The sequence below is a fragment of the Microvirga thermotolerans genome, from assembly GCF_009363855.1.
In the GTDB taxonomy this organism is placed as follows: Bacteria; Pseudomonadota; Alphaproteobacteria; order Rhizobiales; family Beijerinckiaceae; genus Microvirga; species Microvirga thermotolerans.
The window spans coordinates 1,576,323-1,592,253 of record NZ_CP045423.1; the positions used below are offsets into that span (position 1 = coordinate 1,576,323).

General features: G+C 63.9%; 8 protein-coding genes. 6 read left to right on the forward strand and 2 right to left on the reverse strand.

The genetic code is table 11. The features are described from left to right. The first annotated feature begins 731 nt into the window (after positions 1 to 731). Both GDR74_RS07415 and GDR74_RS07420 read left to right on the forward strand, forming a co-directional pair. Entirely contained in the window at positions 732 to 6,578 is a 5,847-nt protein-coding gene (locus tag GDR74_RS07415) for a hybrid sensor histidine kinase/response regulator (RefSeq protein WP_152585708.1), read from the forward strand. Next, a complete protein-coding gene (locus tag GDR74_RS07420; protein ID WP_246179964.1) occupies positions 6,575 to 8,674 on the forward strand; it encodes a response regulator in 2,100 nt (699 codons plus the stop codon). Before GDR74_RS07415 ends, GDR74_RS07420 begins: the two co-directional genes overlap by 4 nt. Before the next feature lie 43 nt (positions 8,675 to 8,717). Here the strand turns inward: GDR74_RS07420 and GDR74_RS07425 are convergent, their stop codons facing one another. Then, positions 8,718 to 10,304 (reverse strand): calcium-binding protein, encoded by a 1,587-nt coding sequence (locus GDR74_RS07425; RefSeq protein ID WP_152585709.1) that lies wholly within the window; start codon positions 10,302 to 10,304, stop codon positions 8,718 to 8,720. 606 nt (positions 10,305 to 10,910) lie between these two features. After that, a complete protein-coding gene (locus GDR74_RS07430) occupies positions 10,911 to 11,834 on the reverse strand; it encodes a LysR family transcriptional regulator (protein WP_152585710.1) in 924 nt (307 codons plus the stop codon). Between the two features lie 205 nt (positions 11,835 to 12,039). Here GDR74_RS07430 and GDR74_RS07435 point away from each other — a divergent pair, with 205 nt between their 5' ends. The 4 genes from GDR74_RS07435 to GDR74_RS07450 are packed head-to-tail and all read left to right on the forward strand — an operon-like array spanning position 12,040 to position 15,926. After that, complete coding sequence (locus GDR74_RS07435; protein ID WP_152585711.1) at positions 12,040 to 13,014, forward strand: ABC transporter permease; 975 nt, start codon at positions 12,040 to 12,042, stop codon at positions 13,012 to 13,014. Next, the gene (locus GDR74_RS07440) at positions 13,011 to 13,913 is read left to right on the forward strand and encodes an ABC transporter permease (protein ID WP_152585712.1); all 903 of its coding nucleotides are present in this window, start codon (positions 13,011 to 13,013) and stop codon (positions 13,911 to 13,913) included. The genes GDR74_RS07435 and GDR74_RS07440 overlap by 4 nt, the downstream gene beginning before the upstream one ends. A 10-nt stretch (positions 13,914 to 13,923) precedes the next feature. After that, on the forward strand, positions 13,924 to 14,898 hold the full coding sequence (locus GDR74_RS07445) for an ABC transporter ATP-binding protein (RefSeq protein ID WP_152585713.1): 975 nt from the start codon (positions 13,924 to 13,926) through the stop codon (positions 14,896 to 14,898). Next, the gene (locus GDR74_RS07450) at positions 14,895 to 15,926 is read left to right on the forward strand and encodes an ABC transporter ATP-binding protein (protein WP_152585714.1); all 1,032 of its coding nucleotides are present in this window, start codon (positions 14,895 to 14,897) and stop codon (positions 15,924 to 15,926) included. Before GDR74_RS07445 ends, GDR74_RS07450 begins: the two co-directional genes overlap by 4 nt. Positions 15,927 to 15,931: the final 5 nt, after the last annotated feature.

The following is a 15,931-nucleotide window of genomic DNA, read 5'->3' on the forward strand; positions in this document are numbered from 1 at the left end:
CGGCATCGAGTGAAGCAATCTGCTTTTGCATGTGGCGCAATCCCTGAACGAGAAGGGCAAGGCAGGAGCATGCGGCCTACGGCACACCTGAGGAGGGATCTTAAACCGCTGGGATGAGGCGCTCGACGTCAGAGAGGCCTTGCAATGCGATCAGCCAGCGCTTGGAAAGATGGCCGCGGATCGCATTAATGATTTGGGTGCGCCGGCCGACAACCACATTGCGGGTCCGGAGATCACGGCAGAGGTCTGCCTGGCTTCACACTTCACCCCCACAAAGCGCCCGATCGGCTGCCCGTGCCGGCATCAGATCCATCTCATGGCCGAGGGCAGCGAGCTGCCGCCCAACCTGTCGAGCCCTGGCCCAGGCCTCCAGGCCGATGCCGGCGTTCCCGGCAAACTCGGGCGACCTGCAAACTCCCTGGTAAGGCGCGCCTGAAGCCTGGAAATCCTCCTGCTTCAGGAGAGGCCCCGTCTTTGGAGAAAGGCCGAACCGCGCCATCGCCGCCTTCAGAGAAGCGTGATCGCTGGACACTCACGCCGGGAGCGCCGTTAACCAGGATTCTGTGCCGCGCGCATAATCCTGCCGGACCTACTTTTCCTGCGGAACTTCTCGTCTAGATGTGTGTTTCTAGGGGTCGTGCTCCGTCACGTGACCAACCCAGTTGCGACAGAGCCGCGACCCAAGGGGATCCAGGCGACCGCAGGCCTGGTGCCGAGCCACGGGGGCCCATATGTCACAAGTTGAATCTCGCTCTGGGCAGCTTGACCAGAAGTTGCTGCTGAAGACCCTGCGCGCCTTCCGGCGGGGGGATTTCTCGGTCCGTTTACCATCCGATCTGACGGGCATCGACGGCGAGATCGCCGAGACGTTCAACGATATCGCCGAACTGAACCAAGGCGTCGCTCGGGAACTCGACCGGGTGGCGAAGGTGGTCGGCAAGGAAGGCAAGATCGAAGAGCGGGGACGCTTGGCAGGGGCAACCGGCTGCTGGAGTGAGTGCATCGACTCCGTCAACGCCATGATCGGTGATATCGTTCAGCCCACCGTCGAGGTCGCGCGAGTGATCGGCGCCGTGGCGAAGGGCGATCTCAGCCAAACGATTGAGCTTGAGAGCGACGGGCGCCCCCTGCGCGGCGAGTTTCTGCGCATCGGCAAGATCGTCAACACGATGGTGGGTCAGCTCGGCAGCTTCGCATCGGAGGTGACGCGCGTCGCGCGTGAGGTCGGCTCCGAGGGCAAGCTCGGCGGCCAAGCGAAGGTCCGCGGCGTCGCCGGCACCTGGAAGGACCTGACCGACAACGTCAACCTGATGGCGGCCAATCTCACCGGCCAGGTGCGCAACATCGCCGAAGTCACCACCGCCGTGGCGAACGGCGACCTGTCGAAGAAGATCACCGTGGACGTGAAGGGCGAGATCCTGGAGCTGAAGGATACCATCAACACCATGGTGGACCAGCTCAACTCGTTCGCCTCCGAGGTGACGCGCGTGGCCAAGGAGGTCGGGACGGAAGGCAAGCTCGGCGGCCAGGCGCAGGTGCGCGGGGTCGGCGGCGTGTGGAAGGACCTGACCGACAACGTCAACATGATGGCGGCGAACCTGACCGGCCAGGTGCGCAACATCGCCGAAGTCACCACCGCCGTGGCCCGCGGCGACCTGTCCAAGAAGATCACCGTGGACGTGAGGGGGGAGATCCTCGAGCTCAAGTCCACCATCAACACCATGGTGGACCAGCTCAACTCGTTCGCCTCCGAGGTGACGCGCGTGGCCAAGGAGGTCGGGACGGAAGGCAAGCTCGGCGGCCAGGCGCAGGTGCGCGGGGTCGGCGGCGTGTGGAAGGACCTGACCGACAACGTCAACATGATGGCGGCGAACCTGACCGGCCAAGTGCGCAATATCGCCGAAGTCACCACCGCCGTGGCGAACGGCGACCTGTCGAAGAAGATCACGGTCGAGGTGCGCGGCGAGATCCTGGAGCTGAAGAACACCATCAACACGATGGTGGACCAGCTCAACTCGTTTGCGGGCGAGGTGACGCGCGTCGCGCGCGAGGTGGGCTCCGAAGGCAAGCTCGGCGGCCAGGCCGAGGTCCGCGGCGTCGCCGGCACCTGGAAGGACCTGACCGACAACGTCAACCTGATGGCGGCGAACCTCACCGGCCAGGTGCGCAACATCGCCGAAGTCACCACCGCCGTGGCGAACGGCGACCTGTCGAAAAAGATCACGGTCGAGGTGCGCGGCGAGATCCTGGAGCTGAAGAACACCATCAACACCATGGTGGACCAGCTCAACTCGTTTGCGGGCGAGGTGACGCGCGTGGCGCGCGAGGTGGGCTCCGAAGGCAAGCTCGGCGGCCAGGCCGAGGTCCGCGGCGTCGCCGGCACCTGGAAGGACCTGACCGACAACGTCAACCTGATGGCGGCGAACCTCACCGGCCAGGTGCGCAACATCGCCGAAGTCACCACCGCCGTGGCGAACGGCGACCTGTCGAAGAAGATCACCGTGGACGTGAAGGGCGAGATCCTGGAGCTGAAGAACACCATCAACACGATGGTGGACCAGCTCAACTCGTTTGCGGGCGAGGTGACGCGCGTCGCGCGCGAGGTGGGCACGGAGGGCAAGCTCGGCGGCCAGGCGCAGGTGCGCGGAGTCGGCGGCGTATGGAAGGACCTGACCGACAATGTCAACCTGATGGCGGCGAACCTCACCGGCCAGGTGCGCAACATCGCCGAGGTCACCACCGCCGTGGCGAACGGCGACCTGTCCAAGAAGATCACCGTTGCGGTCGAAGGGGAGATCCTGGAGCTGAAGTCCACCATCAACACCATGGTGGACCAGCTCAACTCGTTCGCCTCCGAGGTGACGCGCGTCGCGCGCGAGGTGGGCACGGAGGGCAAGCTCGGCGGCCAGGCGCAGGTGCGCGGGGTCGGCGGCGTATGGAAGGACCTGACCGACAACGTCAACATGATGGCGGCGAACCTCACCGGCCAGGTGCGCAACATCGCCGAGGTCACCACCGCCGTGGCGAACGGCGACCTGTCCAAGAAGATCACGGTCGAGGTGCGCGGCGAGATCCTGGAGCTGAAGAACACCATCAACACCATGGTGGACCAGCTCAACTCGTTCGCCTCCGAGGTGACGCGCGTGGCGCGCGAGGTCGGGATCGAGGGCAAGCTCGGCGGCCAGGCCGAGGTTCGAGGCGTCGCCGGTACCTGGAAGGACCTGACCGACAACGTCAACCTGATGGCGGATAACCTCACCGGCCAGGTGCGCGGCATCGCCAGCGTCGTGACCGCCGTCGCCGCAGGCGACCTGAAGCGCAAGCTCACGGTGGAGGCCAAGGGTGAGATCGCGGCCCTTGCGGAAACCATCAACGAGATGATCGATACCCTCGCGACCTTTGCGGATCAGGTCACGAACGTGGCGCGCGAAGTGGGCGTCGAAGGCAAGCTTGGCGGACAGGCGAGGGTGCCCGGCGCCGCCGGCCTGTGGCGCGATCTGACAAACAACGTGAACCAGCTGGCGGCGAACCTGACCACCCAGGTGCGAGCCATCGCGGAGGTTGCCACAGCCGTGACCAAGGGCGACCTGACGCGATCGATCGCCGTCGAAGCCTCGGGCGAGCTGGCTTCGCTCAAGGACAACGTCAACGAGATGATCCGCAACCTGCGCGATACGACGCAGAAGAACGCGGAGCAGGACTGGCTGAAGACCAATCTTGCCAAGTTCACCCGGATGCTGCAGGGCGAGCGCGATCTGACCACCGTGTCCAACATGATCCTGTCGGAGATCGCGCCGCTGGTTAATGCGCAGCAGGGCGCCTTCTATACGGTTGAGAACAATGGCGACGAGCCCGTGCTCGAGCTCGTCGCGTCCTATGCCTTCACGGAGCGGAAGCATCTCAACAACCGCTTCCGCCTCAAGGAGGGACTTGTTGGTCAAGTCGCTTATGAGAAGAAGCGCATTCTTCTCACCAATGTACCTGGAGACTACATCACCATCAGCTCGGCGCTTGGCGAAGCGCCGCCTCTCAACATCATCGTACTGCCGGTTCTCTTCGAACAGGACGTGAAAGCCGTAATCGAGCTCGCCTCGTTCAGCCGGTTCTCGGAGACCCATCAGTCCTTCCTGGAGCAGCTGACCGAGTCGATCGGCATCGTTCTCAATACGATTGCTGCGAATATGCGCACGGAAGGCCTGCTCAAGCAGTCGCAACTTCTTACGGCCGAGCTTCAGAGCCAGCAGGAAGAGCTAAGGAACACGAACGACCGGCTGGAGCAGCAGGCGGCTACGCTTCGCCGGTCGGAAGAACTCCTGCGCCAGCAGCAGGAGACCTTGCAGAGGACGAACGAAGAACTGGAAGACAAGGCACGCCTGCTCGAACTGCAGAAGCAGGAGGTCGAGGCGAAGAACCTAGAGGTATCGATCGCCAAGACCGCCTTGGAGGAAAAAGCGGAGCAGCTATCCCTCACCTCGCGTTACAAGTCGCAGTTCCTGGCCAACATGAGCCACGAGTTGCGCACCCCCTTGAATTCGCTCCTCATTCTCTCAAAGCTGCTGACCGAAAACACGGAGGGCAATCTCACCGAGAAGCAAAGGGAGTTCGCGAAAACCATCCATGCCGCAGGCTCGGATCTGCTGGCGCTCATCAACGACATCCTGGACCTGTCGAAGATTGAATCGGGTACGGTGAGCCTGGAGGTGTCGAGCGTCGGCTTCAAGGATCTTGCCGACAACATGGAGCGGACTTTCCGCCAAATTGCGGAGGAGCGCGAGCTCGACTTCCACATCGAGATCGACCCAGCGCTGCCGGCGACCGTCCGTACCGACAGCAAGCGGCTACAGCAGGTGCTGAGAAATCTTCTCTCCAACGCATTCAAGTTCACGGAGAAAGGAGGCGTCACGCTCCGGATCGGCACCGCGCAGGGGTCGCCCCTCAGGGCCGGTAGCGAATGGATCGCCATCTCAGTCATCGATACGGGCATCGGCATACCGGAGGACAAGCAACGCATCATCTTCGAGGCCTTCCAGCAGGCTGACGGCACAACGAGCCGCAAGTACGGCGGCACAGGTCTCGGTTTGGCGATCAGCCGCGAAATCGCACGGCTCCTCGGTGGCGAGATCGTGGTGTCGAGCGCTCCCGGCCGGGGCGCCACCTTCACCCTGTTCCTGCCGCAGGAGCCTCCGGCCAATCATGGCACAGCTGAGACAGCGTCCACCGAGCGGGTGAACGGCGACGGAGCGGGGCACCACATCGGCGGCCCGGACAGGGGCGGCTTCGTGCTCCGCCAGCCTTCCTCCGCGATGGCTCTCTCGGCGTCCCTCGACGATCGTCATGCGATCACTACGGGCGACCGGATCGTTCTCATCGTCGAGGACGACGCCATGTTCGCGTCGGTGCTGCTGGAGCTTGCCCGAGAGCAAGGCTTCAAGGGGCTCATCGCCATGGACGGCGCCGCGGCGCTTGCGCTTGCACACCGCTACAAGCCGCATGCCATCACGCTCGACATCGGGCTGCCCGACATGGACGGGTGGGCCCTGCTCGACCTGTTGAAGCACGATCCAAGAACCCGTCACGTGCCCATTCATGTCATTTCCGTCGATGACCAGAAGAAGCGCGGTCTGAGGGCAGGAGCATTCGGGTTTCTTGAAAAGCCGGTCGATCGTGAATCCCTGATGGCGGCTCTCAATCGCACGAAGGAGTTCATCGATCGTCCTGTGAAGAAGCTCCTGCTCGTCGAGGACGATGAAAATCAGCGCATGAGCCTGACGGAACTCCTGCAAGACGAGCAAGTGGAAGTCACGGCCGTTGCATCGGCAGAGAGTGCCCTGGAGACGATCAGGGCCCGTCGGTACGACTGTGCAATTGTGGACCTCGGTCTTCCCGACCTGCCCGGCGCAGAGTTGATCGAGCGCATGCGCAAGACGGAGGGCAACGAGGACCTGCCAATCGTGATCTACACGGGGCAGGACCTGACGCGGGAGGAAGAGAGGCGTCTGGAGAGCATTGCCGCCACGGTAATCGTCAAGGACGAGGGATCTTCCCAAAGGCTGCTGAACGACACGGCGCTCTTCCTGCATCGGGCGATCGCCGCCCTTCCGGACGAGAACTCCATCATCGTCCCACGCAGGGCCAGCGACGCGCTCGAGGGCCGGACGGTTCTCATCATCGATGACGACATGCGCAATATCTTCTCGCTCACGAGCGCGCTCGAGCAGTACGGGATGACGGTGGTCTTCGCCGAGAACGGCCGCGAGGGCATTGAGAAGCTGATGGCTTCTCCGGAGGTGGACCTCGCTTTGGTCGACATCATGATGCCGGAGATGGATGGCTACGAAACCATGCGGGAGATCCGCAAGATCCCCCGCTACCGCAACCTTCCGCTCGTGGCGGTCACCGCGAAGGCCATGAAGGGCGATCGGGAGAAGTGCCTGGAGGCGGGGGCGACCGACTACGTGTCGAAACCTGTGGACATCGATCAACTTCTTGCCGTCCTGCGCGTTCAGCTCAGTCGAAGCACCTACGTTCCCGATAGGCGGGAAACAAATGGCGCCGCAGAAGCCGGGCTGAATTCATGATGCGGGATGTGAGGCTGGACGGCATGCGGCACGATGCGCCCGAGGTGGCATCGGGCCACGTCTCGCCTGCCCCCATTGTCGCGAAGGTGCTGGTCGTCGATGACGATCGCCGCAATCTTCTGGCGGTCGAAGAGATACTTCGCGCAACCGGCATCGAGATCGTGACGGCCGACTCCGGCGAGGCCGCCCTGCGCCATGTGCTTCAGGACGACTTCGCGGTCATCCTTCTCGACGTGCAGATGCCCCGGATCGATGGATACGAGGTTGCCGGTTTGATCCGCAACCGCCCGCGTTCGTCGCGGGTGCCCATTTTGTTCCTGACGGCTTACAACAAGGACGATCTCCACGTCTTCAAGGGCTACTCGGCCGGCGCGGTCGATTACGTGTTCAAGCCCATCGAGCCCCTGATCCTGAAATCCAAGGTCGACATCTTCGTTGACCTTTATCGTAAGACGGAGGAAATCCGGCGCCAGGGCGAGCAGGAGCGTCTCCTGCTCATGGAGAACCTGCGGGTTCGCAGCGAGAAGCTGCGGGCCGAGCAAGCCCTGCGCCGCCGCGAAGAGCATCAAGCCATTGTGCTGCAATCCCTGCCGATCGCTCTCTACACCGCATCCCTCCAGGAGGACCATCGCCAGCTTCACTTTACGAGCGAGAGCATCGAGCGGATCACAGGATTCGAGCCGAGCGCCTTCCTTGCCAGCCCTGACTTCTGGTCGTCTCGCATTCATCCGGAGGATCGCGAGCGGGTGCTGGATCAGCTGAGCCGACTTGCCGAGGAGGGGGCGGTGACCCTGGAATACCGCTGGCGCTGCGCGGACGGCGTGGAGCGGTTTTTTCTCGACCAGACCGTCCTCATGCGCGACGGCGAGGGGCGGCCCCGCGAATTCTTCGGGATGTGGTTCGACATCACCGAGCGAAAGCAGATGGAGCAGAACCTGCTGCACGCCAGCAAGCTGGAAGCGGTCGGGCGCCTGACAGGCGGCATCGCCCATGACTTCAACAACATGTTGAGCGTCGTGATCGGCAATCTCGATCTGCTGCGAAAAACCGTTCAGGGGAATGAGAAGGCCATACGGCGTATCGGAATGGCCCTGGAGAGCGCGCAGCACTGCGCGGACCTGACCCACAGGTTGTTGACGTTCTCACGGCGTCAGTCGCTTCAGGTGTCGACCATCGATGTGAACGTTCTCATGCCGAACCTCCTGGAGCTGATGCGGCGCACTCTCGGCGAGCGCATCAATGCGAAGCTTCAGACGGAAAGCGGGATCTGGCCGATCCGCGTGGACCGGGCGCAGCTGGAGGCGGCCCTCCTCAATCTTGCGGTCAATGCCCGTGACGCCATGCCGGATGGCGGCGATCTGACCATCACCGTCGAGAATCAGGTCATAGGTGAGGGTGGGGCCAGGCCGGCCGGCGAGTTCGTCATGATTGCGGTCAGCGATACCGGCGTGGGAATGCCGCCGGAGGTGCTGGAGCGAGTCTTCGAGCCGTTCTTTACAACCAAGGAGAGCGGGAAGGGAACCGGTCTCGGGCTGAGTATGGTCTACGGGTTCGTGCAGCAATGCCATGGTCATGTGGAGGTGGCGAGCGAACCGAATGCGGGAACGACAATCCGCATCTTTCTGCCCCGGTGTCGCGAGGCCGTGGAGATCTCGGCGGAGGCTCCTGCTGACGTCGCGCATCCGTTCGGCAACAGCCAGCACGTGCTTGTCGTGGAGGATAACCCGGCCGTGCGCCAGGTGGCGACCTCGACGCTCCGGTCGCTGGGTTTCAAAGTGACGGAGGCCGAAACGGGCGATATGGCGGCCCGAATCCTGGAGTCCAGTCGAGACGTGAGCCTTGTGCTCTCCGACGTGCGCATGCCCGGCGAAATGTCAGGCATCGATCTCGCCAGGTTCATCCAGCGCGAGATGCCTCACATTCAGGTGCTGCTGACAACAGGCTATTTTGATGGAGAGGAGAGGGTGGAGGACCTCAATCTGCTCTACAAGCCATACCGTGGGACGGACCTGGCCGAAAAGATCCAGGCCCTGATGGGTGCAGCGCAGCCCGGCACGATCCATAGCTTGCCGGCGCACAGGACCGCCACAGGCTAAAGTATCGCGCGCAAAACCGGTTCCCACTTTTGCGCGCGATGCTTTAGGCGAACAGGAAGTCGCTCGCCTTCAGGCTCGCCAAGCCCTTGACTGTGATGTCATTGTCGGCATCGAAGCGGATGATGCTGTCCCCGCTAACGACATCGATGGTCAGGTCCGAGAAGCTGTGGATGCCGTCCGCCGCAAAGGCGGTCAGGTCGATCCAGTCGCGAAAGGTCTCGAAATCGCCGATCGTGTCGTGCCCGGTGGGCGGGCCGAATACGAACGCATCTGCGCCGGGGCCGCCAAACAGGTAATCGTCGCCGCTGCCGCCGGCCAGCGTGTCCCTGCCGGTCCCGCCGTCGAGGACGTTGCCGGTGCCGCCTGCGACGGTGAGCCAGTCGTTCCCGGCCCCGCCATGGAGGAAGCTCGTGCCGGCGACCGAGTCCGCCGCGACCGTGGCCGTCAACGTGTCGTGGCCGTTGCCGCCATCCAGATGGTTCTCTGCCCTGAGGCTCCCTCCAAAGGAGAACGACGTCACCGAAAGGAACGCTGCAAGAGTGTCGTCCCCACCGCCGCCGCTGAGGCGGTTCTGCGCGTCGGCGTCTCCCGCTCCGCCATGAACCGTGAGGTCGGCTCTCAAGGTGTCGCGACCGTTACCGTGACCGCCATCGAGGAGGTTCAATGCCCTGAGGTCAAATCTTGAACTCGAGGCTGTGGTGGTCGCAGTCAGGACGTCGTCGCCGATGCCACCGTCCAGGCGATTGGTGGTATCCTTCTCGCCGTACACGACGGACGCGATCCTATCGTCGCCCTCATCGCCCCAGAGCTCGTTCGTGATGACCGTGTCCCGACTGTTGGAAGATGCCCGGCTCATCGCCGACAGGGTGTCGTCGCCGCTGCCGCCCCGGAGCTCATTCAGCAGCGGGCTGTTGTAGCGCGCAGCGGCGATGACGGTAGAATCCAGGACATCGCCCCCGTCCCCGCCAAAGATCTTGGCGGTCGCGCTGCCCAAGGCGGATCCGAATCCGACCGAACGGGTGAACGCCGTGATCTGATCGCTCCCTGACCCGCCGTCGACCATGGTTCCCATGACGTTATTGGCGTCATGCTGCCCCTCGTTATCCGCAATGGCCTTGATGGTGTCGTTGCCGGATCCGCCGAAGACATCGACCTGATAGGCGTCGATCCTGGCGGATGTCGTCCCATTCAGCCTTGCCGTGGCATTGATGGTATCGTTGCCGAAACCGCCATCCACCAGGATATATGCGGACAGAACCTGCTGCTGTTCAGGATTGGTATTGTCGCCCTGGAGAGCAATGGTTGCGTTCAGTGTATCGTCTCCCTTCTCGCCCAGCTGGATTGCGACCGCATTCAGCGTTTCCTGAGGCTGCGCCGTCAAAGCGAGGTTGGTGGTCAGCGTGTCGTTCTCGCCGCCGCCGATCAGGGCGGTCCGGTTGAAGGTGCTGCTCAGGACGTCGTCGCCGTCCCGGCCCTCCACGACATCGTTGTCCGCCGCCGCTGCTAGCGTGTCGTTGCCGGGCGTGCCGACGATCCTCTCATGAACGGGATCGATCAGGAAAAGCCAGTCTCTCGATGGAGCGTTGGCGCCCATGCGCGTGTCGCCGATCGCCTTGCTGAAGATTGCCATGATTGTTCCTTCGACAATGTATGCCCCAAGAACTTCTCGTGAGGGCCCGCACCTGCCGCTGACATCAGGCTGGCCGCTTCTGAAAATGGCGGCTCGGATGCCCTTCAGGTTGTCTCAACCGGAATCCGACGCCCCGTCACATTGCCGCGGTCGGCGCCACTTGCCGAACGAGCGGCTGCTCGCGGATCACGCCACTCGAAACCGCTTTGGCGATGCGAACGCGGCATCGCCAATGCATTCAACCGATCCGCCTTCAGTGGTTGCTGTCGGCCGTGAGCAATAGATGTAAAACGCCATCGTGCTCACACGCTCTGCAATCCATGCTCACACGGTCTATTATCGTGATTACTAGAGGCGCCGGCCGCGATTCTTTCAATCGTTCTTTCGAAGTAATACCCGACAAGAGAATTGCCGACGCGTATTTGCAAACGCGGGCATGGCGTGACTTGCCATTGGGCGGAGGCTGTTGAGGGAGATCGGCATGGCTGCGCTCCGGATCCGCCAGGACTCCTCACCCGCCGATTTGCGCGAGCGCTCCACGCGAAAGGGGACGCCCGGGCCTGCCTGCGTTTGCGGGCCATTGCCGTTGCCGTGGAGCCGCGGTTCTCACGGCTCCGAGCCGATGCGGATGGTCCCGGACGCCTTCGAGACGACCTCGTCCACGAACAGATCCACGAAGGCTTCCGCGGGTTTCGACAGGGGCAGGCCGGGGAGGGAGATGATGCCGTATTCCAGCGTGCGCACGGGGCGAAAGGGGCGCATCACGATCTCGGGAGAGCGGAAGAAGCTTGCGATCAGGGCCGGAACCACCGCCACGCCGAGTCCGGCCGCCGCGCAGGCGCAGGCCGCCTCGACCGAATGGACCTCGACCCGGCAATGGTGCGGCGCCCCGGTCTCCCGCAGCTCGTATTCGAGTTCGTGCCGCGCGGTTCTCTGCCGGCCCAGCAGGATGAGATCGTTGCGGGCGAGGTCCTGCAGCTCGATGTGTTCTTTCGACGCGAGCGGGTGCCCCCGTGCCATGACGCATGTGGTTTCGCCTCGAAGGAGCGGACGCACCTTGAAGCCCTGGTCCTCGGTCGGCAGGCGTACGAATCCCAGATCGGCGCCGCGCGCCTGGATCATCTGCTCGATGGCGCCGTAGGGGCCGGACAGGGTTTCGACGACGGCCTTGGGGTAGATGCGGAAGTACCGGGAAAGGACCTGCGGCAGGAGGCTGGTGGTGATGCTGTGGGGAAACGCGACCCGCAGCAGCGTATCCCCGGCCGCCCCCGCCTTGATGTCCGCGGCTTTTCGCCTGACCCGCGCGAGGACTTCCGTGAGTTCTTCCACCTCGGGCACGAGCGCTTTCGCCTCCGGTCTCGGGATCAGGCGCCCCTTGTCCCGGATGAACAGTTCGAAGCCGATCTCGGCTTCGAGGGCGGCGAGCTGCCTGCTGATGGCCGATTGAGAGATACCCAGAGCCGCCGAGGCGCCGACCGTCGAGCCGGTCGCCATGATGGCCTTCAGCACTTCGAGCTGCTTCAGGTTCATGGCCCGGGGCGAACCTTAAGCGTGACCAAGGTTTTGCAAAATTTCATCGCCCTATCTCATTTCCTCATACTGTTGCGCCTTCCCGGGGAGCTTGGGTAATTAACATATAAAGCCACGATAAAAGTGCGTCGATGAAACATTATCTGCGGAAAGCTCCGAAATTTCATGTGAGCCGCTGCCGGTCGCAGCTGCCGGAGCGCTTTTCATGACTGTTTTCATCATCAGGCGCCTCTCCCAAAGTCTGCTGGTCCTCTTCATCACGTCGATCGTCGTCTTCGCCGGCATCTACGCCATCGGCAACCCGGTCGATATCCTGATCGCCGGAGACGCGACGCCTGCCGAGCGCGAGCAGGCGATCAGGGCGCTCGGGCTCGACCGGTCCCTCGTCGAGCAATACGGCACCTTCATCTGGAACGCTCTCCATGGCGATCTGGGCCGTTCCTTCGTGTTCAACCAACCCTCCATCGACCTCATCCTCAACAGGATGCCGGCGACGCTCGAACTCGCCTTCGTCGCGCTCGCGCTCTCGCTCGTCGTGGGAATTCCCCTGGGCCTCTGGGCCGGCCTGAGGCCCGGCACGGCGGTGGACGAAACCGTCATGACCGGATCGATCCTCGGCTTCAGCCTGCCGAATTTCTGGCAGGGCATGATGCTGATCATGATCTTCTCGGTCTGGCTGGGATGGCTGCCGTCCACCGGGCGTGGCGAGGTGGGAAGCATTCTGGGCGTAAGGACCAGTCTCGCGACCTGGTCCGGACTGACGCACCTCATCCTGCCGGCCCTCAACCTCGCTCTCTTCAAGATCTCGCTCGTCATACGCCTCACCCGCAGCGGCGTGCGCGAGACCATGCCGCTCGACTTCGTGAAGTTCGCGAGGGCCAAGGGCCTCTCCGAGAAACGGATCGTCGCGGTGCACGTCCTCAAGAACATCCTGATCCCCATCGTCACCGTGGTCGGCGTCGAGTTCGGCAGCCTTATCGCCTTCGCCATCGTGACGGAGACGATCTTCGCCTGGCCGGGCATGGGCAAGCTCCTGATCGACTCGATCATGCGCCTCGACCGTCCGGTCGTGGTGGCCTACCTGCTCGTCGTCGTCACCCTGTTCATCGTCATCAACTTCGTGGTCGACATCCTCTATTCGCTGCTCGATCCGCGGATCCGCCTCGGGAGCGCGCCATGACGGCCGCCGTCCTTCGGAAGCCGAACTCCGAGACGCTCCTCGGACGCGCTCTCAACGGCCTGCTTAAGAGCCCGAAAGCCACCGTCGCCGCCGTCGTCCTCGTGCTGCTGCTCCTCGCGGCGGCCGTCGGGCCGTGGCTCGCGCCGCAGAACCCTTACGACCTGATGCAGATCAGCATCATGGATGCGCGGCTGCCTCCCGGCTCGGAAAGCGTTGATGGCGGCATCTACTGGCTCGGCACGGACGGGCAGGGACGGGACATGCTGTCGGCCATGATCTATGGCCTGCGCACGAGCCTTGCGGTCGGCGTCGTCAGCGGCGTCGTCGCGCTGGGGGTCGGCACCGCGCTCGGCCTGATGGCGGCCTATTTCGGCGGACGCGTCGATGCGCTGATCATGCGCCTCGTCGACCTCATGCTCGGCTTCCCGACCATCCTCGTAGCCCTGATGCTGCTGGCCACGATCGGCCAGGGCGTGGGCAAGGTCATGTTCGCCCTGGTGCTGGTCCAGTGGGCGCTCTTCGCCCGCGCCGTCCGCGGCGCAGCGCTCGTGGAGAAGGGCAAGGAATACGTAGAGGCGGCGGCCTGCCTCGATCTGAGCAAGGCCCGCATCCTCTTCGGCCACCTTTTGCCCAACTGCCTTCCGCCCCTGATCGTGATCGGCACGCTGCAGGTCGCGAACGCCATCTCGGCGGAGGCGACCCTGAGCTTCCTCGGCATCGGACTGCCGATCACCGAACCGTCCCTGGGGCTGCTCATCGCCAACGGTTACGAGGTTCTCATGTCGGGGCAGTACTGGATCAGCGTCTACCCGGGGCTCCTCCTGGTCCTTCTCGTCTTCAGCATCAACATCGTCGGCGACCGCCTGCGCGAGGTGCTGAACCCGCGGCTCGAGCGGTGAGGGGAGTGCCATGAGCGGTTCGACATTGATCGTCGAAAATCTCCAGACCCATTTCTTCACCGAGAAGGGCGTCGTCAAGGCGGTCGACGGCGTCAGCTTCGAGGTCGCCCGCGGCGAGGTGCTCGGGCTCGTGGGCGAGTCCGGATCGGGCAAGTCCATCACCGGCTTCTCGATCCTCGGGCTGGTCGATCCTCCCGGCCGGGTCGTGGGCGGACGGATCCTCTTCCAGGGACAGGATCTCGTCGGTCTTCCGGCCCATGAGATGAGGAAGCTGCGCGGACGGCGGATCGCGATGATCTTCCAGGATCCCATGATGACGCTGAACCCCGTGCTCAGCATCGGCACGCAGATGGTCGAGACGGTTCTCGCCCACGAAAAGGTGAGCGCGAAGGAGGCGCGGGCGAGGGCGCGCGACACGCTCGGCATGGTCGGAATTCCTTCGCCCGAGGAACGGCTCGCGGCCTATCCGCACCAGTTTTCCGGGGGCATGCGCCAGCGGGTGGCCATCGCCATTGCGCTCCTGCATCGTCCCGAACTCATCGTCGCGGACGAGCCGACGACCGCCCTCGACGTCACCATCCAGTCGCAGATCCTCGCGCAGATTCAGACGCTTTCCAGGGAACTCGGCATGGCGCTGGTGTGGATCAGCCACGATCTCGGGGTCGTGGCCGGCCTCGCGCACCGCATTGCCGTGATGTATGCCGGGCGCATCGTCGAGGCCGGGCCTACGGACGACGTGCTCGACCGCCCCGTCCATCCCTATACCGTCGGGCTTCTCCAGTCGGTCGCCGCGAACGTGCCGCGCGGCGCGCCGTTGAAAGCCATTCCCGGCATGGCGCCATCCCCGCTCCACCGGCCTTCCGGCTGCGCCTTCCGCACGCGCTGCGCCTTCGCGACGGAAGTCTGTGGGACCGAACCGCCTCTCGAGAGCGCCGGACCCGTTGCATGGCGCTGCTTCCATCCGCAGGTGAGGAGGGCCGCATGACGCCGCTGATCGAAGCTGCCGGCATCTCCAAGCGTTTCGTCCGCGATCTGGACTATGCCGAGCGGATCGCCCGCTTCCTCGGGGCCGACCTGAAGCCCCAGGTCGTCCACGCCGTCGATCGTGTCGACCTCAAGATCATGCCGGGCGAGGTGGTCGGCCTCGTCGGCGAATCCGGCTGCGGAAAATCGACTCTCGGCCGCGTCCTGGCGGGAATCATGCCCCAGAGCGACGGAGCGGTCTTCTGGAACGGCCGTGACCGGCGGGAGCTTCCTCCCAAGGAGGCCCGCGCGGCGCGTCTTTCGGCTCAGATGATCTTTCAGGATCCGATGTCGTCGCTCAACCCGCGCAAGCGGGTGATCGACATCGTCGGCGAAGCGCCCGTGGCGCACGGCATCGTCCCCCGGCGCGAAAAGGCGGATTATGTCGCCGGCCTCATGGAGCGGGTCGGCCTCGATCCGAACTACCGCGAGCGCTTCCCGCACCAGTTCTCGGGAGGACAGCGGCAACGGATCGGCATCGCCCGGGCGCTCGCGGTCAAGCCGCGGTTCATCGTCTGCGACGAGTCCGTCGCGGCCCTCGACGTGTCGATCCAGGCGCAGATCATCAATCTGTTCATGGAACTGAAGCGCGATCTCGGCCTGACCTATCTCTTCATCAGCCACGACATCGGCGTCGTGAAGCATATCAGCGACCGGGTTGCGATCATGTATCTGGGCCGCATCGTCGAGAGCGCTCCGGCCGAGGCGTTCTTCGAGCGGCCGAACCATCCCTACACGGTGGCGCTCCTCGACGAGGTGCCTTCCATCGCCAACCGGCGGCGCATCTTCTCGCCGATCAAGGGCGAGATCCCGTCGCCGCTCGCCCCGCCCGGCGGTTGTCATTTCCATCCCCGCTGTCCGCACGCTTTCGACCGTTGCCGGCGCGAGGCGCCGCCTCTGCGGGAAATCGCGCCGGGCCACATCAGCGCCTGCCATCTCAACGAGGCCCGTACACCCGGCGAGCGGCGCGAGACCGCTGCCGCATCCTGATCCAG

Bases quoted from the DNA above. Each gene is read 5' to 3' on its own strand.
- GDR74_RS07415 (WP_152585708.1), top strand. From the start codon at position 732: ATGTCACAAGTTGAATCTCGCTCTGGGCAGCTTGACCAGAAGTTGCTG.
- GDR74_RS07420 (WP_246179964.1), top strand. From the start codon at position 6,575: ATGATGCGGGATGTGAGGCTGGACGGCATGCGGCACGATGCGCCCGAG.
- GDR74_RS07425 (WP_152585709.1), bottom strand. From the start codon at position 10,304: ATGGCAATCTTCAGCAAGGCGATCGGCGACACGCGCATGGGCGCCAAC.
- GDR74_RS07430 (WP_152585710.1), bottom strand. From the start codon at position 11,834: ATGAACCTGAAGCAGCTCGAAGTGCTGAAGGCCATCATGGCGACCGGC.
- GDR74_RS07435 (WP_152585711.1), top strand. From the start codon at position 12,040: ATGACTGTTTTCATCATCAGGCGCCTCTCCCAAAGTCTGCTGGTCCTC.
- GDR74_RS07440 (WP_152585712.1), top strand. From the start codon at position 13,011: ATGACGGCCGCCGTCCTTCGGAAGCCGAACTCCGAGACGCTCCTCGGA.
- GDR74_RS07445 (WP_152585713.1), top strand. From the start codon at position 13,924: ATGAGCGGTTCGACATTGATCGTCGAAAATCTCCAGACCCATTTCTTC.
- GDR74_RS07450 (WP_152585714.1), top strand. From the start codon at position 14,895: ATGACGCCGCTGATCGAAGCTGCCGGCATCTCCAAGCGTTTCGTCCGC.